Below are 21851 nucleotides of genomic sequence, written 5' to 3'. Positions count from 1 at the left end.
ACGCTATCGCGGGCAAGCCCGCTCCCACAGGAGAATGGTGTGTTGGTTAGGTTTCGGATTGGAGTCTGGCAATGCCGTTACGCGAAGAGTGTCTGTGGGAAAAACTGACACCGCAAAGGCCCGACAACGCGGCGCTCAAGGGCGAGGTAACGGTGGATGTCTGCGTCATCGGTGCCGGCTTCACCGGTTTGTCGGCGGCGGTGCATCTGCTGGAACAAGGTAAAAGCGTCTGTGTGCTGGAAGCGCATCGCGCCGGGCATGGCGGTTCGGGGCGTAACGTCGGGCTGGTCAACGCCGGGATGTGGATTCCACCGGATGAAATCGAAGCCGGTTTCGGCGAGGCGGTCGGCAGTCAGCTCAACCGTATGCTGGGTGCGGCGCCGTCTCTGGTGTTCAGCCTGGTCGACAAATACAACATCGATTGCCAGTTACGCCGCGAAGGCACGCTGCACATGGCGCACAACGCGCGTGGCGAAGCGGATCTGCGCAGTCGCGAAGAACAATGGAAGCGTCGAGGGGCGCCGGTCGAGTTGTTGACCGGAAATGCCTGCGAACAAGCCACCGGCACCAAAAGAATTGCCGCCGCTCTGCTCGATCGGCGTGCCGGCACGCTCAACCCGATGGCCTACACCACGGGGCTGGCCAACGCGGCCATTAGCCTCGGCGGTCTGCTGTTCGATCATTCCCCGGTCACCCGACTTGAACGTCAGGGCCAGCGCTGGTCGGTGCAGACTGCTCAGGGTTCGGTGCTGGCCGAGCAGGTGGTCATCGCCTCCAACGCCTATACCGAAGGTGACTGGACGGAGCTACGGCGCAATTTCTTCCCCGGTTATTACTATCAAGTGGCCTCGGTGCCACTGACCGAAGACGCCGCGCAACAGATTCTGCCCGGCGGTCAGGGCTCCTGGGACACCCGGCAGGTGCTCAGTAGCATTCGGCGGGACAAGGACGGGCGACTGTTGCTCGGCAGTCTCGGCAATGGCAACCAGAAACCGACCTGGTTCCTGAAAGCCTGGGCCGACCGGGTTCAGCAGCATTACTTTCCGTACCTGAAACCGGTGGAGTGGGAGTGCACCTGGACCGGTTGCATCGCCTTCACCCCTGATCATTTGATGCGCCTGTTCGAGCCGGCGCCGGGGCTGGTGGCCGTCACCGGTTACAACGGTCGAGGCGTGACCACCGGTACAGTGGTCGGCAAAGCCTTTGCCGATTATTTGTGTAATGGAAATCCTCAAGCCCTGCCGATTCCTTTCACGCCCATGCAGCCATTGGCGGGTGTGGGTCTGCGAAGCTGCCTGTATGAGGCTGGATTTTCGTTGTATCACGCGGGCCAGTGCCTGCGGATCGTCATCTGATTGTTGAAATATGTTGCTGGAAGCGGCGATTTTCAGCGAAGCGGCTAGCCTGTAATGGTGCGGGTTGTAGCAGTCCCCGCACCAGCAGTGTGCAGTTCGGTGACGCGGGCTGTTACAGGCTGGTTGCACATCGTTTGGCGCTGCGGTTGCAATGATGGCGCGTGCGGGTTGCGCCTTTAAAGATAAATGGTTTCACCTACCGCGGTTTAGACGGTTGCACGCCCAATGAAAATGGGCCCGAAACAGTCGAAATAACAATAAGGCAGCGACTTTTCCCAGAATAAAAAACCGATGGCACGGCCCTTGCTCTGAGCATTCAGAGAAGTCGCAGTGCCAACTAAAAAAACCTTGGAGCACCACCTCATGTCCCAGACGTTTTACAAGAAAGGCTTTCTGGCCCTCGCAGTGGCAACTGCGCTGGGTGTATCTGCGTTTGCACAGGCTGATGTGAAAATTGGTGTGGCGGGGCCGATGACGGGCGCCAACGCCGCATTTGGCGAGCAGTACATGAAGGGTGCGCAGGCAGCGGCTGATGCAGTCAACGCCGCTGGCGGTGTAAACGGGGAAAAAATCGTACTGGTCAAAGGCGATGACGCCTGCGAACCGAAACAGGCTGTGACGGTCGCCAAGGACCTGACCAACCAGAAAGTCGCTGGCGTAGTCGGTCACTTCTGCTCCTCGTCGACCATCCCGGCCTCCGAGATCTACGACGAAGCAGGCATCATCGCGATCACTCCAGGTTCCACCAACCCGGCTGTAACCGAGCGCGGCCTGAGTGCCATGTTCCGTATGTGCGGGCGTGACGACCAGCAAGGCATCGTGGCCGGCGACTACATCGTCGACGTGCTCAAGGGCAAGAAAGTGGTGGTGCTCCACGACAAGGACACCTACGGTCAAGGCCTGGCGGATGCTACCAAGGCCCAGCTGGAAAAACGCGGCGTGAAGCCGGTGCTGTATGAAGGCCTGACCCGTGGCGAAAAAGATTTCAGCACCATCGTCACCAAAATCCGCGGCGCTGGCGCCGATGTCGTTTACTTCGGTGGCCTGCACCCGGAAGCCGGTCCTTTGGTCCGTCAACTGCGTGAGCAAGGCCTCAAAGACGTCAAGTTCATGTCCGACGACGGCATCGTAACCGACGAACTGGTGACCACCGCTGGCGGTCCGCAATTCGTTGACGGCGTGCTGATGACCTTTGGTGCCGACCCACGCATGCTCCCAGAGAGCAAGACCGTCGTGGACGAGTTCCGCAAGAAAGGCACCGAGCCTGAAGGCTACACCCTGTACGCCTATGCTTCGGTCCAGACTCTGGCTGCTGCCTTCAATGGCTCCAAATCCAACAGTGGCGAGAAAGCCGCCGAGTGGCTGAAGAAAAACCCGGTCAAAACCGTGATGGGCGAGAAGACCTGGGACGCCAAGGGCGACCTGAAAGTCTCCGACTACGTGGTTTACCAGTGGGACAAGGATGGCAAATACCACCAGCTGGAAAAACAGAAGTAAGGCTGACGCGATCGCCTGATTCCTCAGTTCCTTGTGGGAGCGGCGGTGCGGCGATCCGACTTGCCCGCGATGACGGCCTGACAGGCGACAACTTTGTTGAATGTTCAACCGCTATCGCTGGCAAGCCAGCTCCCACAGGGGCGGTGGTGTCTGGGCTGATCGCGCCTTACATTGCTCCGACGTAAATCTGTATTTTCCCTAGAAGAACCGCACACCCACAGGCGTGCAGGTTCTCACTGCGTGAGATTGCGTTATGGATGGTATTTTCCTGCAGCAACTGGTCAACGGCCTGACCCTCGGGTCGGTCTATGGCCTGATCGCCATCGGCTACACAATGGTCTATGGCATCATCGGCATGATCAACTTCGCCCACGGCGAGGTTTACATGATTTCCGCTTACCTCGCGGCAATCAGTCTGGCTCTGCTGGCATACTTCGGTATTGAATCCTTCCCCCTGCTGATGCTTGGCACACTGATCTTCACCATCGTCGTCACGGCGGTGTATGGCTGGGTCATCGAGCGCGTCGCCTACAAACCGCTGCGCAACTCCACCCGATTGGCACCGCTGATCAGCGCCATCGGTATTTCGCTGATCCTGCAAAACTATGCACAAATTGCCCAAGGCGCCCGTCAACAAGGCGTACCGACACTGCTGACCGGTGCGTGGCGAGTTGAAGTCGGGGCTGGCTTTGTCCAGCTTACCTACACCAAGATCTTCATTCTGGTCGCAGCGTTTGTCGGGATGGCTCTGCTGACCTACGTCATCAAGTACACCAAGCTCGGCCGTATGTGCCGCGCCACCCAGCAAGACCGCAAGATGGCCTCGATCCTGGGGATCAACACCGATCGGGTAATTTCCTACGTGTTCATCATTGGTGCGGCGATGGCGGCCCTGGCCGGCGTGCTGATCACCATGAACTACGGCACATTCGACTTCTACGCGGGCTTCATCATTGGCATCAAGGCGTTCACCGCCGCGGTGCTTGGCGGGATCGGCTCGCTGCCTGGCGCGATGCTCGGCGGGATCATTCTCGGGATCTCCGAGTCGCTGTTCTCCGGATTGGTCAACTCGGACTACAAAGACGTTTTCAGCTTCTCGCTGCTCGTTCTCGTTCTGGTCTTTCGGCCCCAAGGCCTGCTCGGCCGTCCTCTTGTGTCGAAGGTGTAAGCGATGTCTTCAACCACTAAAAAAACCATTGATCTCAAAAGAAGCCTGGTTGACGCGATTCTTGCCGGCCTGGTAGCCCTGATTGTGTTTGGCCCGATTGTCGGCATAGTCCTCGACGGCTACGGCTTCAACCTGGAAGCGACCCGGGTGGCATGGATTGTCGCCATCGTCATGGCTGGCCGCTTTGCCTTGAGCCTGTTCCTGCAAACCCCCAAGGGCCTGAGAATTCTTGAAGGCTTTGAAAGCACTGGCTCCGGGGTTCATGTACTGCCGCCTGATTACAAATCCCGCTTGCGCTGGATCATCCCGGTGATGATTGTTATCGCCGTGGTGTTTCCGTTTTTCTCCAACTCCTACCTGCTGGGTGTGGTCATCCTCGGGCTGATCTACGTGCTGCTGGGCCTGGGGCTGAACATTGTGGTCGGCCTGGCCGGCCTGCTCGACCTGGGTTACGTGGCGTTCTACGCCATCGGAGCCTACGGGCTGGCACTTGGTTATCAATACCTGGGGCTGGGTTTCTGGACGGTGCTGCCGCTGGCGGCAATCACGGCCGGGCTGGCCGGTTGCATCCTGGGTTTTCCGGTGCTGCGCCTGCACGGTGACTACCTGGCGATCGTGACCCTGGGGTTCGGTGAAATCATCCGGTTGATCCTCAATAACTGGCTGTCCCTGACCGGTGGCCCGAACGGTATGGCGGCTCCGTTGCCGACGTTCTTCGGTCTCGAGTTCGGCAAAAGAGCGAAGGAGGGGGGCGTCCCGTTCCATGAGTTCTTCGGCATCGCCTATAACCCGGACGTGAAGTACTACTTCATATACGCGGTGTTGTTCCTGGTGGTTCTGGCCGTGCTGTACATCAAGCACCGCTTGACCCGGATGCCGGTCGGTCGCGCGTGGGAAGCCTTGCGTGAAGACGAAATCGCCTGCCGTTCCATGGGCCTGAATCACGTTCTGGTGAAACTCTCGGCGTTCACCATCGGTGCATCGACTGCCGGTCTGGCCGGTGTGTTCTTCGCCACCTATCAGGGTTTCGTCAACCCGACCTCGTTCACCTTCTTCGAATCGGCACTGATCCTCGCCATCGTGGTGCTCGGCGGCATGGGTTCGACCATCGGCGTGGTGATTGCGGCGTTCGTGCTGACTGTAGCCCCGGAACTGCTGCGCGGCTTCGCTGAATATCGCGTGCTGCTGTTCGGCATCCTGATGGTGTTGATGATGATCTGGCGACCGCGCGGCCTGATTCGGATCAGCCGCACCGGTGTGACCCCACGTAAAGGAGTGGCGCCATGAGCGAAGAAATCGTTCTCTCAGTCGAAAATCTGATGATGCACTTCGGCGGCATCAAGGCCCTGAGTAACGTCAGCCTGCAAGTCAAACGCAACTCGATCTTCGCGTTGATCGGCCCCAACGGCGCGGGCAAGACTACTGTGTTCAACTGCCTGACCGGGTTCTATAAAGCGTCCGGCGGGCATATCGAACTCAATGCCCGTGGGGTGAAAACCGACGTCATCAAAATGCTCGGGGAACCGTTCAAGGCCATCGATTTCATTTCGCCGAAAAGCTTCATCGGCCGGCTCCACTACAAGATGTTCGGTGGCACGCACCTGATCAACCGTGCCGGCCTGGCGCGGACTTTCCAGAACATTCGCCTGTTCAAGGAAATGTCGGTGCTGGAAAACCTGCTGGTGGCCCAACACATGTGGGTCAACCGCAACATGCTGGCCGGCATCCTCAACACCAAGGGTTACCGCAAGGCCGAAAGCGATGCGCTGGACCACGCGTTCTATTGGCTGGAAGTGGTGAACCTGGTGGACTGCGCCAACCGCTTGGCCGGAGAGCTGTCCTACGGCCAGCAACGCCGCCTGGAGATCGCCCGGGCCATGTGCACCCGGCCGCAGATCATCTGCCTCGACGAACCGGCCGCCGGCCTCAACCCTCAGGAAACCGAAGCGCTGAGCGCGATGATCCGGCTGCTGCGCGACGAGCACGACCTGACTGTGGTGCTGATCGAACACGACATGGGCATGGTAATGAGTATTTCCGACCACATCGTTGTACTGGACCACGGCGTTGTCATCGCCGAGGGCGGGCCTGAAGCGATTCGACACGATCCGAAAGTGATTGCCGCCTACCTGGGCGCCGAAGAAGAGGAAGTGGTATGAGTGCACCCATCCTCGAACTCAAGGATCTGGACGTGTTCTACGGGCCGATTCAGGCCCTGAAGAAAGTCTCGTTGCACATCAATGAAGGTGAAACCGTCAGCCTGATCGGCTCCAACGGCGCCGGCAAATCGACTCTGCTGATGTCGATCTTCGGCCAGCCACGGGCCGCTGACGGGCAAATCATCTATCAGGGTGTGGATATCACGCACAAGTCGTCTCACTACATTGCGTCCAACGGTATCGCTCAATCGCCGGAAGGCCGGCGGGTATTCCCTGACATGACCGTCGAGGAAAACCTGCTGATGGGTACCATTCCAATCGGTGACAAGTACGCCAAGGAAGACATGCAGCGCATGTTCGAGTTGTTTCCACGGCTCGAAGAGCGGCGTACCCAGCGCGCCATGACAATGTCGGGCGGCGAACAGCAAATGCTCGCCATCGCCCGGGCGCTCATGAGCCGGCCGAAGCTGTTGCTGCTCGATGAGCCGAGCCTGGGGCTGGCGCCGATTGTGGTGAAACAGATCTTCGCGACCCTGCGGGAACTGGCCAGCACCGGCATGACCATCTTCCTGGTGGAGCAGAACGCCAACCACGCCCTCAAGTTGTCGGACCGGGCGTATGTGATGGTCAACGGCGAGATCCGCCTCAGCGGCACCGGCAAGGAGCTGCTGGTGAACGATGAGGTGCGCAACGCCTACCTCGGCGGCCACTGAGTTCGCCGTTGCAACAAACAAGCCCCGACGAGCAATCGCCGGGGCTTTTTTCTATCTATCAAACACCACTAACCCTGTGGGAGTGGGCTTGCTCGCGAAGGCGGTGGGCCAGGCAACATTGATGTCGACTGACACTCCCTCTTCGCGAGCAAGCCCGCTCCCACAGGGACCGCGGGCAAATTGTGGAAAACAATATTCATGACCTCTCAAAGCGCGACATAAAACCGCTGCAAATTGCTGTTTTATCACGGTTTTGACTTGTCCCCGTTTGCTGTGGAGCTGGCTGTGAATAACGTGGGAGTAGCTGGCTGAAAGCCTTTGAATCCGTGGCTTACAGAGATATGGTTGTTTTTTGATCAGGTGTTTTTGCTGGACCTCGAGCTGCCTTTGTCAACCTTTTTGTTAGGGGCAAACCTGGTATGAATCAAGGTGCACAAGCCTGTGGATAAGTCTGTGGTTAAACTCTGGAAAGAGTCGGCTGAGGGCCGTAGTTACTGGCTTGGAGCCATCGTCGGTTTGACCGCCCGGTCGTGCAAATTGCCCGGGGTTACACAGCAGGCACCCGAGGGTCAAGCAAAAAACTTTCTAATCTGCCCGCAAAGCCTTGTGGGCAGCGGCTTGCAGCTTTTGCACTTGCCCCCGGAAACTGTGGACCGGCCTGTGGATAAGGTGCGCGTACATGGCTGCAAGCCACAGCGCATATGGCGTTGCCGGTGTTGATTGTTTTTTGTACGGTTTTTGCGATGGTTGCCGCTGTGGACAAGGCCGGGCATGCTGGCAACTGATTTTCTATTCCAAGGGCTGTCGATCAGCCGAAGCAAGGAGAACACGATGTCCAACACCCTGTTTATTACCGGCGCGACCTCCGGTTTTGGTGAAGCCTGTGCCCGTCGTTTTGCCGAAGCCGGCTGGAAACTGGTGCTGACAGGTCGTCGTGAAGAACGCCTCAATGCCCTGTGCGCCGAATTGTCGAAGCAGACCGAGGTCCATGGGCTGGTGCTCGACGTGCGCGATCGCAAGGCCATGGAGGAGGCGATTGCCAACCTGCCGCCGTCCTTCGCCAAGCTGCGGGGGCTGATCAACAACGCCGGCCTGGCCTTGGGCGTGGACCCGGCCCCCAAGTGCGATCTTGATGATTGGGACACCATGGTCGACACCAACATCAAAGGCCTGATGTACAGCACTCGCCTGTTGTTACCGCGTTTGATCGCCCACGGTCGTGGCGCCGGCATCGTCAATCTCGGTTCCATCGCCGGCAACTACCCGTACCCGGGCAGCCACGTGTATGGCGCGAGCAAGGCGTTCGTCAAACAGTTCTCCCTGAACCTGCGCTGCGACCTGCAAGGTACGGGCGTGCGGGTCAGCAACATCGAGCCGGGTCTGTGCGAGAGCGAGTTCTCGCTGGTGCGTTTCGCCGGTGACCAGGAGCGTTACAACGCCACATATGCAGGCGCCGAGCCGATCCAGCCGCAAGACATCGCCGAGACCATTTTCTGGGTACTCAACGCACCGGCCCACATCAACATCAACAGCCTCGAACTGATGCCGGTGAGCCAGACCTGGAGCGGGTTTGCCATTGAGCGTAATGCCAAGGCTTAAGATCGAGTAACGGCCATCGCGGGCAAGCCACGCTCCCACAGGGTTTGTGTTGAATCGCCATTTCGCGAACGACACAAACCCTGTGGGAGCGTGGCTTGCCCGCGATGGCTATCTCTCAGTCAGCGAAGATATTCAGCCAACCCGCGATAACAGGTTGCCAAGTGATAAGGCGTGGTCGAAGGCATGTCCTTGCGGCTCACTTCGCCACGCTCATCGCGACACTCATACCAGCCGCCCGCATGCAAAAAGCGCTGTTGTAGCGCCTGCAATTGGTGCTGCACAGAGGCTTCGCTGCCCGGGCGCAAGGTCAGGGCGCGCAGGTATTCGGCCTGGGCCCAGATGCGTTGAGTCGCGTCGCGAGGGCGCCCGTCCAATTCGAGGTCAAGCATCGCTCGCACAGCACCAGTCTGCTGATCCACGCCCTGTTGCTCGGTAAACGTAAAGGCGCGGTCCAGCGACGCATGCAATCTGGAGCCGCGCAGCAACGGTGAGGACTCCAGCAGGAAATACCATTCGAACTGATGGCCCGGTTCGAACCAGTTATCCACAGCGCCCAGCGGCTTTTCCATCAATACCGCGTGTTGCGGGTCGATGAAGCGCTTCTGCATGGCTGTGCATAACTCGACAAGCGCGCTCTGCACAGCGGCGTCCTCGCGCACCGAAAGGATGGCGAGGAAGGCTTCGGCCAAATGCATCAATGGATTCTGCAGCGGCCCGGAGTTGAGCGAGGACCAATCACGGTCCAGGCTGGCTTCGTACAGGCCGTCGCCTGTGGCGAAGCGCTGCGCCAATACTTCCAGCGTGGCGTTGAGCACCGATGCCACCAGCGGTTCGCGAACCTTGTCCCAATAATGGGCGCAGGCGAACAGGATGAAAGCGTGGGTGTAGAGGTCTTTGCGTTGATCCAGCGGCGCACCTTGCGGGTCGATGCTGTAGAACCAGCCGCCATGCTCGGCATCGTGGAAATGCTGTTGCAAGGAACGGAACAGCGCCGCCGCCCGTTCTTCGGCCTGAGGCACTTGGCCGATCAGGCTGGAAAACAGGTACAGCTGCCGCGCGCAAGCCATGGCCCGGTAGCGCTGAGGGGGCAGCGGTTGATGCTCGGCGTCCAGCGCTTCATACGGCAATGCCATGTCGGCGTTCCAGCCGGGGCCTTGCCAGAGCGGCACGATCACGTCCTGCAAGTGCTGTTGCACCGAGGCGAACAGGGCGGTCAATTCAGGCTGGGAAGCAGAGCGGGAAACAGAGGGCATTGGCTGGCGTCGTCACGGCAGGGGCGATTGCGCGACATGGTAGCAGAGAGGCAGGCTTGAGAGAGGCGGTGTCTGATCGGACGCCATCGCGGGCAAGCCCGCTCCCACAGGGATCTTTGGTCTTCACACGATCTGTGCTGGCGACGAATATCCTGTAGGAGCGAGGCTTGCCCGCGAAGAGGCCGGTTCAGACGCTAGAGAATCAACCCGCCAGCAACCACACCCCAGTCGCCGCCGAAGCCGCACCCGCCAGCCGAACCAGAGGTGCGGCAGCCTGAGGCAGCACTCGAACCACCGCATAACCCGCTGCATGCAAAGCTGCCGTCGCCACCACAAACCCAACGGCATACGCCCACGGGCTCGACATTTCCGGCAGCTCCAGACCATGCGCCACGCCATGAAACAGCGCAAACAACGCCGTCGCACCCACCGCCAGGCCCAACGGCGGACGCACCGCCAGAGCCACCGCCAGGCCCAATGCCAATACCGATGCGGCAATTCCGCTTTCCAGCGCCGGCAGGTTCAGCCCTTCAAACCCCAGCAGGCCGCCGATCAGCATAGTGCCCACGAATGTGCAGGGCAGCGCCCAGCGCGCGGCGCCTTTCTGCTGTGCGGCCCACAACCCCACGGCAACCATTGCCAACAAATGATCGAGGCCGCCAATCGGGTGGCTGATGCCGGCCATCAAGCCATTGTCGGCGTGGCCCGGGTGAGCGAACGCGATGGCCGGGGTCAGCAGCAGGGCCATGGCGCCCAGAATGCGTTTCAGTGTCATGGATAAGCTTCCTTGTTGATAAGTGTGATCAGGCCGCAGTCAGCAAGCCTTGGCGTTCGATGAAGGCGATGATTGCTTCCAGGCCCTGACCGGTTTTCTGGTTGCTGAAGACGAATGGCTTGCCGTTGCGCATACGCCGGGTATCGCTGTCCATCATCTCTAGCGAGGCGCCTACCAGCGGCGCGAGGTCGATCTTGTTGATCACCAGCAGATCGGATTTGCAGATGCCGGGACCGCCCTTGCGCGGCAGTTTGTCGCCAGCCGAAACATCGATCACGTAGATGGTCAGGTCGGACAGTTCCGGGCTGAAGGTCGCCGAGAGGTTGTCGCCGCCGGACTCCACCAGGATCAGGTCCAGCCCCGGGAAGCGCCGGTTCAGTTGATCCACGGCTTCGAGGTTGATCGAGGCGTCTTCGCGGATCGCCGTGTGCGGGCAGCCGCCAGTTTCCACGCCGATGATTCGCTCGGGCGCCAAGGCTTCGTTGCGCACCAGGAAGTCGGCGTCTTCGCGGGTGTAGATGTCGTTGGTCACCACGGCGAGGTTGTAGCGGTCACGCAAGGCCAGGCACAGGGCCAGGGTCAGGGCGGTTTTGCCGGAACCGACCGGGCCGCCGATGCCGACGCGCAGAGGTTGTGCGTTCATGTGATTCTCCAAAGTAAAAGGCCCTAGGAACGGAACAGACGGCTGTACTGGCGCTCATGGGCCATGCACGCCAGGGACAGGCCGAAAGCGGCGCTGCCAGTGTGTTCGGGGTTGATTCGGGTGGCGTCTTGCTGGGCCTGTTGCAGCAGCGGCAGCAGTTCGCTGGTCAGGCGTTGGGCGGCTTGCTGGCCCAGGGGCAGGGTTTTCATCAACACCGCCAATTGGTTTTCCAGCCAGCTCCAGAGCCAGGCGGCCAACGCATCTTGTGGGCTGATCTGCCAGGCGCGGGCCGCCAGCGCCCAGCCAAGGGCCAGATGGGGCTCAGGGCATTGGTCGAGAAAGGCTCGGGCCGGCGCATCCAGTTCCGGTAAACCGTTGAGCAGTTGCTTCAACGAATAACCCATCTGTCGACTTTCCTGATGCAACTCGCGGGTTTCGCGGCTGGCGCGGTGTTCTTCGCAGCGTTGCAGCAGTTCAGCCCAGTTTTCTTCGGCCGCAGCGATGCAATGGGCGAGCAGTAACGGTGCTTCGAAACGCGCGAGATTGAGCAGCAACTGATCACTGATCCAGCGCCGCGCGCTGTTGGGATCGTTCACGCGGCCGTTATCCACAGCCGTCTCCAAACCTTGGGAGTAGCTGTAGCCGCCAATCGGCAGCTGCGGGCTGGCCAGGCGCAGTAGCGCCCAGGTTGGGTTCATAAACGCACGCCGAATTGGTGCAGTTTCGGGGGGTAATTGAAATCCTCATCGCCATGGCGCGAGTGGTGATGACCGCCGCCGTAAGCACCGTGTTCCGGCTGGAACGGCGCTTCGATATTCTCGGCGTTGGCGCCCAGTTGCTCGAGCATGGCCTTGAGCACGTAATCGTCGAGCAGGCGCAACCAGCCATCGCCGACTTGCAGGGCCACATGGCGGTTGCCCAGGTGATAGGCGGCGCGGGTCAATTCAAAGGCATTGGCGCAAGTGACGTGCAGCAGTTGTTCGGGGCGAGCGCAGACGCGAACGACGCGCCCGTCTTCGGCTTGCAGGTATTCGCCGTCATACAGCGGCGGCTGACCGCGCTCCAAAAACAACCCGACGTCTTCACCCTCGGCACTGAAACAGCGCAAACGGCTTTTGCTCCGGGCTTCGAAGGTCAGGTGCAACTCGGCGGCCCAGATGGGTTGAGAGTCGATTCTGCGATGAATCACCAGCATCGGAAGGCTTCCAGCAATGGGCAATGCTCAGGGATAGAGCAAGGGGCTTGCCAATCGGGTGAGAGGTAGGAAATGCCTGTCGGAGCGTAGGGGATGGTTCAGAATTTTGGATCATGTTGGTGCGCGTGGTGTTTTCGCGCACCAATGTGGGAGCGAGTCTGCTCGCGATGGCGGAGTATCAGTCACATCAAGTGTTGATTGTGGCGACGCTATCGCGAGCAGGCTCGCTCTCACAGGGATGTGTATTTACTCGGTGCTGCCTAGGCCTTGCCAGTGTTTTAGGCCTATGAAGATGAAGCGCAACTGCTGCGTGATCTTCGCCTGCGGCGTCAAATGCTCGGGTAGCGCCTCGGCCGGGGGATCAATAATGTCGGGCAGGGTCGCGAACACGCTTTTGACGATCAGATCAGCCATGACACCCAACCCCGCGATGTCCAGGTGCTGCAGTTTCGGCATCAGCGACAGGTCCGCCGCCAGGTCCGAGCTGATGTCTTCGCGCAAGCGGCCAATGGCCTGGCGCACCGGCAGTGAGCCGCCGTACTGCTCGCGGGCAAGAAACAGGAATTGCGAGCGATTGGCGGTGACCACGTCGAGAAAGATCCGCACCGATGCGTCGATGATGCCGCCCATGACGAACTCGTTATGGCGCACCAGGCGGATGGTTTCACGGAAGGTCTGACCGACCTCACTCACCAGCACCAGGCCCAATTCATCCATGTCGGCGAAATGCCGGTAGAAACCAGTGGGCACGATCCCGGCGGTTCGGCTCACTTCGCGCAGGCTGAGGCTGCCGAATCCTCGGCCGCTTTCCATCAAGTGGCGGGCAGCGTCCATCAGGGCGTTGCGGGTTTGTTGTTTCTGTTCGGCGCGGGGCAGCATCGCAAGGGTGTTTTCTGGACAGGGACAGCGGCGCACTCTAGCAAATCGGCTTCGCTGGCGTCGAACGACTATCGGGAGATCACGTGGGGAAATGCAGCTTCTATAAAGTCAAAAGCCCAATCCGGGGATTGGGCTTTTTTTCGGGGCCGCCATGGGCTTAGCTCACAGCGCTATTGCGTTCGATTACACGGTCACCACCACCTTCAGCAAGGGTCTGGCCTTGTGGAGTGCGGTCGGTACCATCGGCAGCCAGGGTTTGGCCTTGTGGAGTGCGATCGGTGCCGTCGGCAGCCAGGCTTTGACCTTGTGGGGTGCGATCCGAGCCATCTTGAGTGATCAGGCCTTTTTCTTTCAGGCGATCATTACCACCTTCGGCCAGGGTCTGACCTTGTGGTGTGCGGTTGGAGCCATCAGCGGCAACGGTCTGGCTGAATACCGAGTGGCTGTCTTTGACTTGTGGAGTGGCTTGATCAGCGGCCGGCAAAGCAAAAGCGGTGCTGGCTAACATCGAGAGGGTCAGGCTAAGCAGTAATTGGCGTTTCATGATGGGTTGCTCCTTGGGAGGGCGATAAAGTGGGTACGAGGGCAATGCTACTCTCGATAAGTCGATACAAAAGTTCATAAACGCAATGGTAATAATCAACAGAATTGATTGTTTCGCCGGGAGGCTCTAGACCGGGCGTTTCCGGTGAGCATTTTTGCCCTGAAGTGGGTATTTTTCGACTCGCTCGTGCCGCGCAAAAGTGCGGACCCGGTAACGCCGGATTGAGGGAACAGTGTGGCCATGACCGATTATTTGAGTGTTAAGCGGCTATTCGGTTAAACCTGCACGGCATTTCCCAGTCCTAGATGTCATGGCAGGCCGGTTCTGGCCTAACGTTTCATACGTGCGTCGCAGTCAGGACGCTCAGTCGTATCAGGAGCTCTGTGCAATGACGCGCACTCGTAAAATTTTCGCCTGGACCTTTGCCAGCCTGATTGTCTTGCTGGCGATATTGGTTCTGATCATCGCGTTCTTCGATTGGAACCGGATCAAACCGTCCCTGAACGCCAAAGTGTCCGAAGAACTGCATCGTCCGTTCGCCATCAATGGCAACCTTGCGGTGATCTGGCAGCGCGAGCCTGACGAGGGCGGCTGGCGGGCCTGGGTGCCGTGGCCGCATGTGGTGGCTGAGGATCTGAGCCTGGGCAACCCGGATTGGTCGAAGCAATCACAGATGGCCACCCTCAAACGCGTCGAGCTGCGCATTTCGCCGCTGGCCTTGCTGGCGCAGCGGGTGGTGATCCCGCGTATCGACCTGAGCGAACCCAATGCCGACCTGCAGCGTCTGGCCGACGGCCGCGCCAACTGGACGTTCAAGTTCGACCCCAAAGACCCGAACGCCGAGCCTTCGAACTGGGTGCTGGACATCGGTGCCATCGGCTTCGACAAGGGGTACCTCACGCTCGACGACCAGAAGCTGAAGACTCAGCTTGATCTGCTCATCGATCCGTTGGGCAAACCGATTCCGTTCAGCGACATTGTCGGAGACAAAGCGGCAAAAAAAGCGGTTGAAAAGGGTGGCTCGCCGCAGGATTACGCTTTCGCGTTGAAGGTCAAAGGCCAATACCACGGTCAGAATCTGGCGGGCCAGGGCAAAACTGGCGGCTTGCTGGCCTTGCAGGACGCCACCAAGCCGTTCCCGCTTCAGGCGCAAGCGAAGATCGCCGATACCAGCGTCGAGCTGGCCGGTACGCTCACCGATCCATTGAACCTCGGCGCCCTGGATTTGCGCCTGAAACTCGCCGGTGCCAGCCTCGGCAATCTGTATCCACTGATCGGCGTGACGTTGCCCGATACTCCACCTTATGCCACCGATGGGCATTTGATCGCCAAGCTGCATGAGGCGGGCGGGGCGGTATATCACTATGAGGACTTCAACGGCAAGATCGGCGAGAGTGACATCCACGGCAACCTGACCTACGTTGCGAGCCAGCCGAGGCCCAAACTCAGCGGGGCGCTGGAGTCCAATCAACTGCTGTTTACCGACCTGGCGCCGCTGATCGGCGCCGACTCCAACGCCAAGCAAAAGGATCGCGGCGGTGAAAGCAAGCAGCCGGCGGATAAGGTGCTGCCGGTCGAGGAATTCAAGACTGAGCGCTGGCGCGCGATGGACGCCGACGTTGAATTCACCGGCAAACGCATCGTCCACAGCGAAAAGCTGCCGTTCAATGATCTCTACACTCATTTGGTGCTGACCGATGGTGTGCTCAGCCTCGAGCCCCTGCGTTTCGGCGTGGCTGGCGGTAATCTGGATGCGCAGATTCGTCTGAACGGGCGCACCGAGCCTTTGGAAGGCCGGGCCAAACTGACGGCGCGCAAGTTCAAGCTCAAGCAGCTGTTTCCCACCTTGGAGCGGATGAAAACCAGTTTCGGTGAGCTTAATGGCGACGCCGATCTTGTCGGTCGTGGCAACTCGGTGGCAAAGCTGCTGGGCACTGCCGATGGCAATTTGAAGATGCTGATCAATGACGGCGCGATCAGCCGCGAGTTGATGGAACTGGCGGGGCTCAACGTCGGCAACTATGTGGTCGGCAAGATCTTTGGCGACAAGGAAGTGAAGATCAACTGCGCGGCGGCCGATTTCGATATCAAGAGCGGTCTGGCAACTACGCGGCTGTTCGTCTTCGATACCGAGAACGCGATCGTCTATATCGACGGCACCGCGAACATGGCGACCGAGCAACTGGACCTGACCATTTCCCCGGAATCCAAGGGCTGGCGCTTGATTTCGCTGCGTTCGCCGCTGTATGTGCGGGGCAAGTTCATCAAGCCGGATGCGGGTGTGAAACCGGTGCCATTGATGCTGCGTGGGGCCGGGATGGTTGCATTGGGTGTGATCGCCGCGCCGGCGGCGGGCTTGCTGGCGCTGATAGCGCCCAGCGCTGGAGAGCCGAATCAGTGTGCACCGTTGCTGGAGCAGATGAAGGCTGGGAAGGCGCCGGTGACGGTCAAGCCCACCAAGTAACCTCCGGCGTCTGTAAAGACGCCATCGCGGGCAAGCCACGCTCCCACAGGGTTTGTGTCGTATGCCGACAATGGGCAAGACGCAAACCTGTGGGAGCGTGGCTTGCCCGCGAAGGCGATTCGATAGTCGCTATAGATCTTTCAGAATATCGGCCATGTCATCGGCAGGCTCTACGTCTCAGGCCAGAATGTCTTCGATGCTCCTACATTGGAATGCGTTCCCCTGGAGTTGCCGCAGGCTGCGATCTTGGCAATAGACCAGACAATCGAGCCTCCTCCTGCAACCACGCAAAAAACGCCCGCACCGGCGGATGCCGTTCACGGCCTGGCACGCACAGCGCGCTGTATCCGGCCCCGTCGACCTGAATGTCCCCCCGATAGGGCAGTAGCAAGCCGCCGGCCACACTTTCCGACACCAGAATATTGCTCGCCAGCACCAGGCCTTGCCCGGCGATGGCGGCTTGCAAGGCGTAATGCTCTTCGTCGTATTCACGCACCGCTGGTTGTTCGGTCAGCCAGGTTTCGCCGGACTGCGCACACCAGGCCTCCCAGCCATGGGCGTACAACTTGGAGTTGTGCCAGCGCACGCTGATCAGGGTCGGTACCCGACTGGCTGCCAGGGCCACTTGTTCAGGCGAGCCATAGACCCCGAAGGATTCGTCGAACAGGCACAAACCATACAGGTTCGGGTAATCGTCGAGGCTGTAACGCACCACCAGATCGACGCTGGCGTCCTGATGCAGATCGATGACTTCGCAGTGAGTGTCCAGGCGCAGGCTGATGTTCGGATGGCGGGAATAAAACCGTCCCAGCCGCGGCACCAGCCAGAGGGCGGCGAAGGCGGCCGTGGTGGAAATTGTCAGGTTCGTGCCGCTGCGTTGCGGGCGCAAGGTATCGACGCTTTGCGCCACTTCGAGCAGGGCGCCGTGCAGGCTGCGGAACAGCCGTTCGCCGCATTCGGTGAGGCGTACCTGCCGTGGCAGTCGTTCGAATAGCGGCACGCCGAGCCAGTTTTCCAGGGAGCGGATCTGGTGCGAGACCGCCGTCGGCGTCACGGAGAGCTCTTCGGCGGCGGCCTTGAAACTCAACAGGCGCGAAGCGGATTCGAAGGCGCGCAGGGCGGTCAGCGGTAACGAGGCAAACATTTAAAACTCCACGGATGAAATAGATTCATCCAGACTGATTTTTGTTCATTTGAGGAGGAGCAGCTGCAAGCTTCAAGCTGAAAGCCACAAGCAGTTTGAGTTTAGTCTTCAGGAGATTGAGATGAGTAAAATTCTTGCCATTCACGCCAGCCCCCGTGGCGACCGTTCACATTCGCGGCGTTTGGCCGAGGTGTTTCTTTCTGCCTGGCAGGTGCGCAACCCGCAGTCGCATCTGACTCGCCGTGAAGTCGGTCGGGCGTTGATTCCGGCCGTCAACGAAGCGTTTGTGGCGGCCGCTTTTCATCCGGAACCTGAAGCGCGACCGCTGTCGATGCAGGCCGACCTGGCACTCAGTGATGAGTTGGTGGGGGAGTTGCTCGGCCATGATCTGTTGGTGATTTCCACACCGATGTACAACTTCAGCGTGCCCAGCGGCCTCAAGGCCTGGATCGACCAGATTGTGCGGCTCGGGCTGACGTTCAATCACACGTTGGACAACGGCGTCGCTCAGTACGAGCCGCTGGTGCAGGGCAAGAAGGCGTTGATCGTCACCAGTCGCGGCGGGTTTGGCTTCGGCCCCGGCGGTGAACTTGAAGCGATGAACCATGCCGATCCGTTGTTGCGCACGGCACTGGGGTTTATCGGCATCACCGACGTCACCGTTGTCGCCGCCGAGGGTGAGGAGTCTGCCGAGCGCACCTTCCAGGTTTCCGTGGCCGAGGCCGAGCAGCGTTTGCTGGCGCTGGCCAGGGAGTTCTAGATGGCCTGGTTGTTCTTGCTGATCGCCGCCGGGTTCGAAGTCACCTTCGCCATGAGCATGAAGTACGCCGAAGGTTTCACCCGACTCTGGCCGTCAGTAATTACAGTGGTGGCCGCGGTGGGCGGGATTTACTTCCTCACACTGGCCATGCGCGAATTGCCAGTGAGCATCGCCTACCCGATCTGGACCGCCATCGGTTCACTGGGCACGGTGTTTCTCGGCTTTGCGCTGCTGGGCGAAAGCCTGACCGCGCTCAAGCTGGTGTCGGTCGGGCTGATTGTGGCGGGCGTGGTGGGGTTGAAGTAAACGATGTCATAGACTGGTCGTTGAGTTGTCATCTTGGGTGGCGATGCTTGGTTGATGCCTTGCATCCGGCCTTGCTTCATCTCACCGATCACAAGGATGTTCACCCATGTCGCAAGGTTCCGCCACGCGTTACCCCTTGGTGCTGGTCCCGGGGATGCTCGGTTTTATACGTCTGTTGCTCTATCCCTATTGGTACGGAATCATTTCGGCGCTGCGCCGGGATGGGGCGACCGTGATTGCGGTGCAGGTCTCGCCGCTCAACTCCACCGAGGTGCGCGGCGAGCAATTGCTGGCGCGGATCGAGGAGATTCTGCGCGAAACCGGGGCCGAGAAGGTCAACCTGATCGGCCACAGCCAGGGCTCGCTGACCGCCCGTTACGCCGCAGCAAAGCGCCCGGACCAAGTGGCTTCAGTAACTTCGGTGGCCGGGCCGAATCACGGTTCGGAGCTGGCGGACCATCTGCACACCCATTATCCGGCTGACAGCGCCAAGGGCCGGCTACTCAGCTTTTTACTGTGGCTGATCAGCGCGTTGATGTGCCTGCTGGAAACCGGCTATCGCGGGCCGAGATTGCCGGTGGATATCCCGGCTTCGCACCAATCGCTGACCACGGCAGGCGTGGCGCTGTTCAATCAGCGTTATCCACAAGGTCTGCCTGACACTTGGGGCGGGCATGGCCCGGAAGTGGTCAATGGCGTGCGGTATTACTCCTGGTCCGGAACCTTGCAGCCGGGCAAGACCGATCGCGGATGCAATCTGTTCGACGGGACTAATCGCAGTTGCCGGTTGTTTGCCAGAACCTTCGTGCGTGAAGCGGGGCATTGCGACGGGATGGTCGGGCGTTACAGTTCGCATTTGGGGACGGTGATTGGCGATGAATACCCGATGGATCACTTCGATATCGTCAACCAATCGCTTGGGCTGGTGGGCAAGGGCGCAGAGCCGGTGCGGTTGTTTGTCGAGCATGCGGCGCGGTTGAAGGCGGCCGGTGTGTGAGCGGCAGTTGGACCGCGTTATCGTTCTTCGCGGGCAAGCCACGCTCCCACAGGTTTTGTGTCGAACGCCGGCAATGAGCACGACGCCAAACCTGTGGAAGGTTTTGTGTCGAACGCCCGTGATAGGCACGACGCCAAACCTGTGGGAGCGAGGCTTGCCCGCGAAGGCGTCCGGTCAGGCAGCGCTGATCTTACGGCCCAGCACCGTGGTCCAGCGCTCCGACAAAATCACCCCACCCAGCGTCAACACCCCACCCACAAGGTGATACAGCGCCAACTGCTCATGCAGCACCACCGCAGCAATCAGCGCCGTAATCAACGGCAGCAAATTGAAAAACAGCGTGGTCCGGCTCGGCCCCAGGCGCACCACCGCCTGCATCCACGCCAGCGGCGCAAGCATCGAGGCCAACAGGCAGGCGTAGAGCACCAGCGGAATGTTCTGCAGGGTCGGGCCGATTTTCGGTGAGGCGAGAAACAGCGGAAACAGCACCACCACCGCGACCAACACCTGCAAATACAACAACACCAGTGGCGGCAAACGCAGCTGCCATTTTTTCAGCAGGGTGCTGTAAATCGCATACGCCAGTGTGGCGATCAGCATCATCGCGTCGCCCAGGTTCATCCCGTGTTCCAGCAACGCGCCAAGGCTGCCGGACGACACCACCACCAAAACCCCCGCAAACGACAACACCGCGCCGGCCAGTGCACCGGCGGTCAGGCGTTGGCCGAGGCTGACAATCGCCATGGCCAGCGACATCAATGGCATCAGCGACAAAATGATCCCCATGTTGGTGGCCGAAGTCAGTGTCGCGGCGAAGTAAGCCAGGCTCTGATACACCGCCATGCCAAGCACACCAAGGATGAAAATCCTGCCCAGGTTCGGACGGATCAACGGCCAGTGGGCGATCACCGGTTTTAGCATGAAAGGCGTGAACAGCAGTGCGGCCAGCAGCCAGCGGTAGAAGCCGATTTCGGCGGGAAAGATCGCGCCGACCGCGAGTTTGTTGATCACGGTGTTGCCGGCCCAAATGAAAATGGCCAACAGGGGGTAAGCGTATTGCATCGGGAAAAACCAGAACGTTAATGAAGGGTGATTATCCGCTTGTCTGAATCAATGCCTATACTGCGATCCAGACAACTTGCCTCTGATTCCGGACAGCATGAACAGCAAACACATTGACCTGCTGGATTTCAGCGAACTGCCGGCCCCGGTCTATTTCCGTTATGCCGACTTCAACACCCACGAATACGCCTCGGCCCACCATCACCCTTGGGGCACCCTCGAGTATTCGGCCAATGGCGTCTTGCACATGGAAATCGGCAGCCGCCGCTTCATGTCGCCGCCGCAATACGCGGTGTGGGTGCCGCCCGGGACCGAGCACAGTTTCTATAGCAATCAGCCGATCAACTATCGCGCGGTCTGCCTCGCGCCGGCACTGTGTCGCGATCTGCCGCAGCAGGCCTGCACCCTGGCGATCAGCGACATTCTCAAGGCGATCCTGAAAGACTTCGCCGCCCGCGATGTGAAAATTCCCGAGCACGATGCAGACAAGCGACTGGCTCAAGTGCTGGTGGACCAACTGCAACAGGCGCCGATGCATGAGTGTTACTTGCCCTACGCCAGCAGCACCGGGCTGCTCGCAATCCTTGAAATCTTGCAGACCGAGCCTGGGGGCAACCGGCCATTGGCGCACTGGGCTGCGCAAATTCACGTCAGCGAACGCACGTTGGCCCGGCAGTTTGTTCGCGAATTGGGCATGAGTTTCGGTGAGTGGCGGCAACGGTTGCGGTTTCTGGCGGCGATCGAAGCGCTCGATAGCCAGCGCAGCATTCAGGAAATCGCCTTCGACATGGGCTACAGCACCGGCTCGGCATTTATCGCGATGTTTCAGCGTCAGGCCGGGTGCACGCCTGAGCAATATCGACGCAGCCACCTCGATAGCAGGTGAACGTGTAACAGGCTTTGTCTACACTCCGAAATGAGGCCGCACCCATCGGTGCGGCAACAAGGAGAACACTCCATGAAGATGTTGCGTGCCCCGTTGTTGATGGTCGGTTTGTTGCTCTGTTCCCAGGGTTTCGCCGCCACTGCCCAACAGAACAAAATGACCACCTGCAATGCCGACGCTACCGCAAAAAGCCTCAAGGGCGACGAGCGCAAAGCCTTCATGAGCACCTGCCTCAAGGCCGCACCGGCCGCCGATGCCGCCAAACCCCTGACCCCTCAACAAGAAAAGATGAAAACCTGCAACGCTACCGCCGCCACCCAGGCCCTCACGGGTGATGCGCGCAAAACCTTCATGAGCGATTGCCTGAAGAAAAAATAAGCAGCGCGGTCAGCTCGGGAGGCTTCGTGGCGGTTGTGCTGGCCCCTTCGCGAGCAAGCCCGCTCCCACATTTA

22 protein-coding genes are annotated in these 21851 nt (G+C 59.8%); 13 read left to right on the top strand and 9 right to left on the bottom strand.

The genetic code is table 11. From position 1 onward, the window contains the following. Positions 1–71: 71 nt before the first annotated feature. From amaA to AB4O41_RS13915, 7 genes are all read left to right on the top strand, one after another. Positions 72–1355: an L-pipecolate oxidase gene (gene amaA, locus AB4O41_RS13945; RefSeq protein WP_460148148.1), complete on the top strand. Its 1284-nt coding sequence runs from the start codon at positions 72–74 to the stop codon at positions 1353–1355. 363 nt (positions 1356–1718) lie between these two features. After that, entirely contained in the window at positions 1719–2852 is a 1134-nt protein-coding gene (locus AB4O41_RS13940; RefSeq protein WP_460148146.1) for an ABC transporter substrate-binding protein, read from the top strand. Between the two features lie 253 nt (positions 2853–3105). Continuing rightward, positions 3106–4020, top strand: a complete 915-nt coding sequence (locus AB4O41_RS13935) for an ABC transporter permease subunit (RefSeq protein WP_460148145.1) — start codon at positions 3106–3108, stop codon at positions 4018–4020. Positions 4021–4023: 3 nt separating this feature from the next. Continuing rightward, positions 4024–5307, top strand: coding sequence for a high-affinity branched-chain amino acid ABC transporter permease LivM (livM, locus tag AB4O41_RS13930; protein ID WP_460148144.1), 1284 nt, complete (start codon positions 4024–4026; stop codon positions 5305–5307). Beyond that, a complete protein-coding gene (locus AB4O41_RS13925; RefSeq protein ID WP_460148143.1) occupies positions 5304–6179 on the top strand; it encodes an ABC transporter ATP-binding protein in 876 nt (291 codons plus the stop codon). Before livM ends, AB4O41_RS13925 begins: the two co-directional genes overlap by 4 nt. After that, complete coding sequence (locus tag AB4O41_RS13920; protein WP_030128307.1) at positions 6176–6892, top strand: ABC transporter ATP-binding protein; 717 nt, start codon at positions 6176–6178, stop codon at positions 6890–6892. Before AB4O41_RS13925 ends, AB4O41_RS13920 begins: the two co-directional genes overlap by 4 nt. A gap of 831 nt (positions 6893–7723) precedes the next feature. After that, entirely contained in the window at positions 7724–8491 is a 768-nt protein-coding gene (locus AB4O41_RS13915; protein ID WP_038978733.1) for an SDR family oxidoreductase, read from the top strand. Between the two features lie 119 nt (positions 8492–8610). On the opposite strand, the gene AB4O41_RS13910 is transcribed toward AB4O41_RS13915, so the two are convergent. The 7 genes from AB4O41_RS13910 to AB4O41_RS13880 form a co-directional block, all read right to left on the bottom strand. After that, positions 8611–9744: an AGE family epimerase/isomerase gene (locus AB4O41_RS13910; RefSeq protein ID WP_460148141.1), complete on the bottom strand. Its 1134-nt coding sequence runs from the start codon at positions 9742–9744 to the stop codon at positions 8611–8613. A gap of 202 nt (positions 9745–9946) precedes the next feature. After that, on the bottom strand, positions 9947–10519 hold the full coding sequence (locus AB4O41_RS13905) for a HupE/UreJ family protein (RefSeq protein ID WP_460148139.1): 573 nt from the start codon (positions 10517–10519) through the stop codon (positions 9947–9949). A gap of 28 nt (positions 10520–10547) precedes the next feature. Next, positions 10548–11162 (bottom strand): urease accessory protein UreG, encoded by a 615-nt coding sequence (gene ureG / locus AB4O41_RS13900; protein ID WP_460148138.1) that lies wholly within the window; start codon positions 11160–11162, stop codon positions 10548–10550. A gap of 23 nt (positions 11163–11185) precedes the next feature. After that, the gene (locus AB4O41_RS13895) at positions 11186–11860 is read right to left on the bottom strand and encodes an urease accessory protein UreF (RefSeq protein ID WP_460148136.1); all 675 of its coding nucleotides are present in this window, start codon (positions 11858–11860) and stop codon (positions 11186–11188) included. After that, positions 11857–12357 carry an urease accessory protein UreE gene (ureE, locus tag AB4O41_RS13890; RefSeq protein ID WP_460148135.1) on the bottom strand — a complete coding sequence of 167 codons (501 nt, stop codon included), beginning with the start codon at positions 12355–12357 and terminating at the stop codon, positions 11857–11859. The genes AB4O41_RS13895 and ureE overlap by 4 nt, the downstream gene beginning before the upstream one ends. 246 nt (positions 12358–12603) lie before the next feature. Then, positions 12604–13236: a TetR family transcriptional regulator gene (locus tag AB4O41_RS13885; protein ID WP_367373979.1), complete on the bottom strand. Its 633-nt coding sequence runs from the start codon at positions 13234–13236 to the stop codon at positions 12604–12606. A 157-nt stretch (positions 13237–13393) separates the two neighbouring features. After that, positions 13394–13780: a hypothetical protein gene (locus AB4O41_RS13880; RefSeq protein WP_460148134.1), complete on the bottom strand. Its 387-nt coding sequence runs from the start codon at positions 13778–13780 to the stop codon at positions 13394–13396. Between the two features lie 388 nt (positions 13781–14168). Between AB4O41_RS13880 and AB4O41_RS13875 the strand changes: the two genes are divergently transcribed. Beyond that, positions 14169–16244 carry an AsmA family protein gene (locus AB4O41_RS13875; protein ID WP_460148133.1) on the top strand — a complete coding sequence of 692 codons (2076 nt, stop codon included), beginning with the start codon at positions 14169–14171 and terminating at the stop codon, positions 16242–16244. A 202-nt stretch (positions 16245–16446) separates the two neighbouring features. Here AB4O41_RS13875 and AB4O41_RS13870 read toward each other — a convergent pair whose 3' ends face one another. Then, the gene (locus AB4O41_RS13870) at positions 16447–17388 is read right to left on the bottom strand and encodes a LysR substrate-binding domain-containing protein (RefSeq protein ID WP_460148132.1); all 942 of its coding nucleotides are present in this window, start codon (positions 17386–17388) and stop codon (positions 16447–16449) included. 121 nt (positions 17389–17509) lie between these two features. On the opposite strand from AB4O41_RS13870, the gene AB4O41_RS13865 reads away from it, so the two are divergent. From AB4O41_RS13865 to AB4O41_RS13855, 3 genes are all read left to right on the top strand, one after another. Further along, positions 17510–18148, top strand: a complete 639-nt coding sequence (locus AB4O41_RS13865; RefSeq protein WP_460148131.1) for an FMN-dependent NADH-azoreductase — start codon at positions 17510–17512, stop codon at positions 18146–18148. After that, on the top strand, positions 18149–18454 hold the full coding sequence (locus tag AB4O41_RS13860) for a DMT family transporter (RefSeq protein WP_460148129.1): 306 nt from the start codon (positions 18149–18151) through the stop codon (positions 18452–18454). It begins immediately after the preceding gene. Positions 18455–18560: 106 nt separating this feature from the next. Further along, positions 18561–19451: an esterase/lipase family protein gene (locus AB4O41_RS13855; protein ID WP_048396159.1), complete on the top strand. Its 891-nt coding sequence runs from the start codon at positions 18561–18563 to the stop codon at positions 19449–19451. Between the two features lie 174 nt (positions 19452–19625). Here the strand turns inward: AB4O41_RS13855 and AB4O41_RS13850 are convergent, their stop codons facing one another. Beyond that, entirely contained in the window at positions 19626–20513 is an 888-nt protein-coding gene (locus tag AB4O41_RS13850) for a DMT family transporter (protein WP_460148127.1), read from the bottom strand. 97 nt (positions 20514–20610) lie between these two features. Here AB4O41_RS13850 and AB4O41_RS13845 point away from each other — a divergent pair, with 97 nt between their 5' ends. After that, positions 20611–21399, top strand: coding sequence for an AraC family transcriptional regulator (locus AB4O41_RS13845; RefSeq protein WP_460148126.1), 789 nt, complete (start codon positions 20611–20613; stop codon positions 21397–21399). A gap of 72 nt (positions 21400–21471) precedes the next feature. Next, the gene (locus tag AB4O41_RS13840; protein ID WP_460148124.1) at positions 21472–21777 is read left to right on the top strand and encodes a PsiF family protein; all 306 of its coding nucleotides are present in this window, start codon (positions 21472–21474) and stop codon (positions 21775–21777) included. Positions 21778–21851: the final 74 nt, after the last annotated feature.

It is taken from the genome of Pseudomonas sp. S2_A02, assembly GCF_054668495.1.
The sequence above is the reverse complement of the archived record's forward strand: the minus strand, read 5'-3'. Positions and strand labels throughout refer to the sequence as shown.

Bases quoted from the DNA above. Each gene is read 5' to 3' on its own strand.
- amaA (WP_460148148.1), top strand. From the start codon at position 72: ATGCCGTTACGCGAAGAGTGTCTGTGGGAAAAACTGACACCGCAAAGG.
- AB4O41_RS13940 (WP_460148146.1), top strand. From the start codon at position 1,719: ATGTCCCAGACGTTTTACAAGAAAGGCTTTCTGGCCCTCGCAGTGGCA.
- AB4O41_RS13935 (WP_460148145.1), top strand. From the start codon at position 3,106: ATGGATGGTATTTTCCTGCAGCAACTGGTCAACGGCCTGACCCTCGGG.
- livM (WP_460148144.1), top strand. From the start codon at position 4,024: ATGTCTTCAACCACTAAAAAAACCATTGATCTCAAAAGAAGCCTGGTT.
- AB4O41_RS13925 (WP_460148143.1), top strand. From the start codon at position 5,304: ATGAGCGAAGAAATCGTTCTCTCAGTCGAAAATCTGATGATGCACTTC.
- AB4O41_RS13920 (WP_030128307.1), top strand. From the start codon at position 6,176: ATGAGTGCACCCATCCTCGAACTCAAGGATCTGGACGTGTTCTACGGG.
- AB4O41_RS13915 (WP_038978733.1), top strand. From the start codon at position 7,724: ATGTCCAACACCCTGTTTATTACCGGCGCGACCTCCGGTTTTGGTGAA.
- AB4O41_RS13910 (WP_460148141.1), bottom strand. From the start codon at position 9,744: ATGCCCTCTGTTTCCCGCTCTGCTTCCCAGCCTGAATTGACCGCCCTG.
- AB4O41_RS13905 (WP_460148139.1), bottom strand. From the start codon at position 10,519: ATGACACTGAAACGCATTCTGGGCGCCATGGCCCTGCTGCTGACCCCG.
- ureG (WP_460148138.1), bottom strand. From the start codon at position 11,162: ATGAACGCACAACCTCTGCGCGTCGGCATCGGCGGCCCGGTCGGTTCC.
- AB4O41_RS13895 (WP_460148136.1), bottom strand. From the start codon at position 11,860: ATGAACCCAACCTGGGCGCTACTGCGCCTGGCCAGCCCGCAGCTGCCG.
- ureE (WP_460148135.1), bottom strand. From the start codon at position 12,357: ATGCTGGTGATTCATCGCAGAATCGACTCTCAACCCATCTGGGCCGCC.
- AB4O41_RS13885 (WP_367373979.1), bottom strand. From the start codon at position 13,236: ATGCTGCCCCGCGCCGAACAGAAACAACAAACCCGCAACGCCCTGATG.
- AB4O41_RS13880 (WP_460148134.1), bottom strand. From the start codon at position 13,780: ATGAAACGCCAATTACTGCTTAGCCTGACCCTCTCGATGTTAGCCAGC.
- AB4O41_RS13875 (WP_460148133.1), top strand. From the start codon at position 14,169: ATGACGCGCACTCGTAAAATTTTCGCCTGGACCTTTGCCAGCCTGATT.
- AB4O41_RS13870 (WP_460148132.1), bottom strand. From the start codon at position 17,388: ATGTTTGCCTCGTTACCGCTGACCGCCCTGCGCGCCTTCGAATCCGCT.
- AB4O41_RS13865 (WP_460148131.1), top strand. From the start codon at position 17,510: ATGAGTAAAATTCTTGCCATTCACGCCAGCCCCCGTGGCGACCGTTCA.
- AB4O41_RS13860 (WP_460148129.1), top strand. From the start codon at position 18,149: ATGGCCTGGTTGTTCTTGCTGATCGCCGCCGGGTTCGAAGTCACCTTC.
- AB4O41_RS13855 (WP_048396159.1), top strand. From the start codon at position 18,561: ATGTCGCAAGGTTCCGCCACGCGTTACCCCTTGGTGCTGGTCCCGGGG.
- AB4O41_RS13850 (WP_460148127.1), bottom strand. From the start codon at position 20,513: ATGCAATACGCTTACCCCCTGTTGGCCATTTTCATTTGGGCCGGCAAC.
- AB4O41_RS13845 (WP_460148126.1), top strand. From the start codon at position 20,611: ATGAACAGCAAACACATTGACCTGCTGGATTTCAGCGAACTGCCGGCC.
- AB4O41_RS13840 (WP_460148124.1), top strand. From the start codon at position 21,472: ATGAAGATGTTGCGTGCCCCGTTGTTGATGGTCGGTTTGTTGCTCTGT.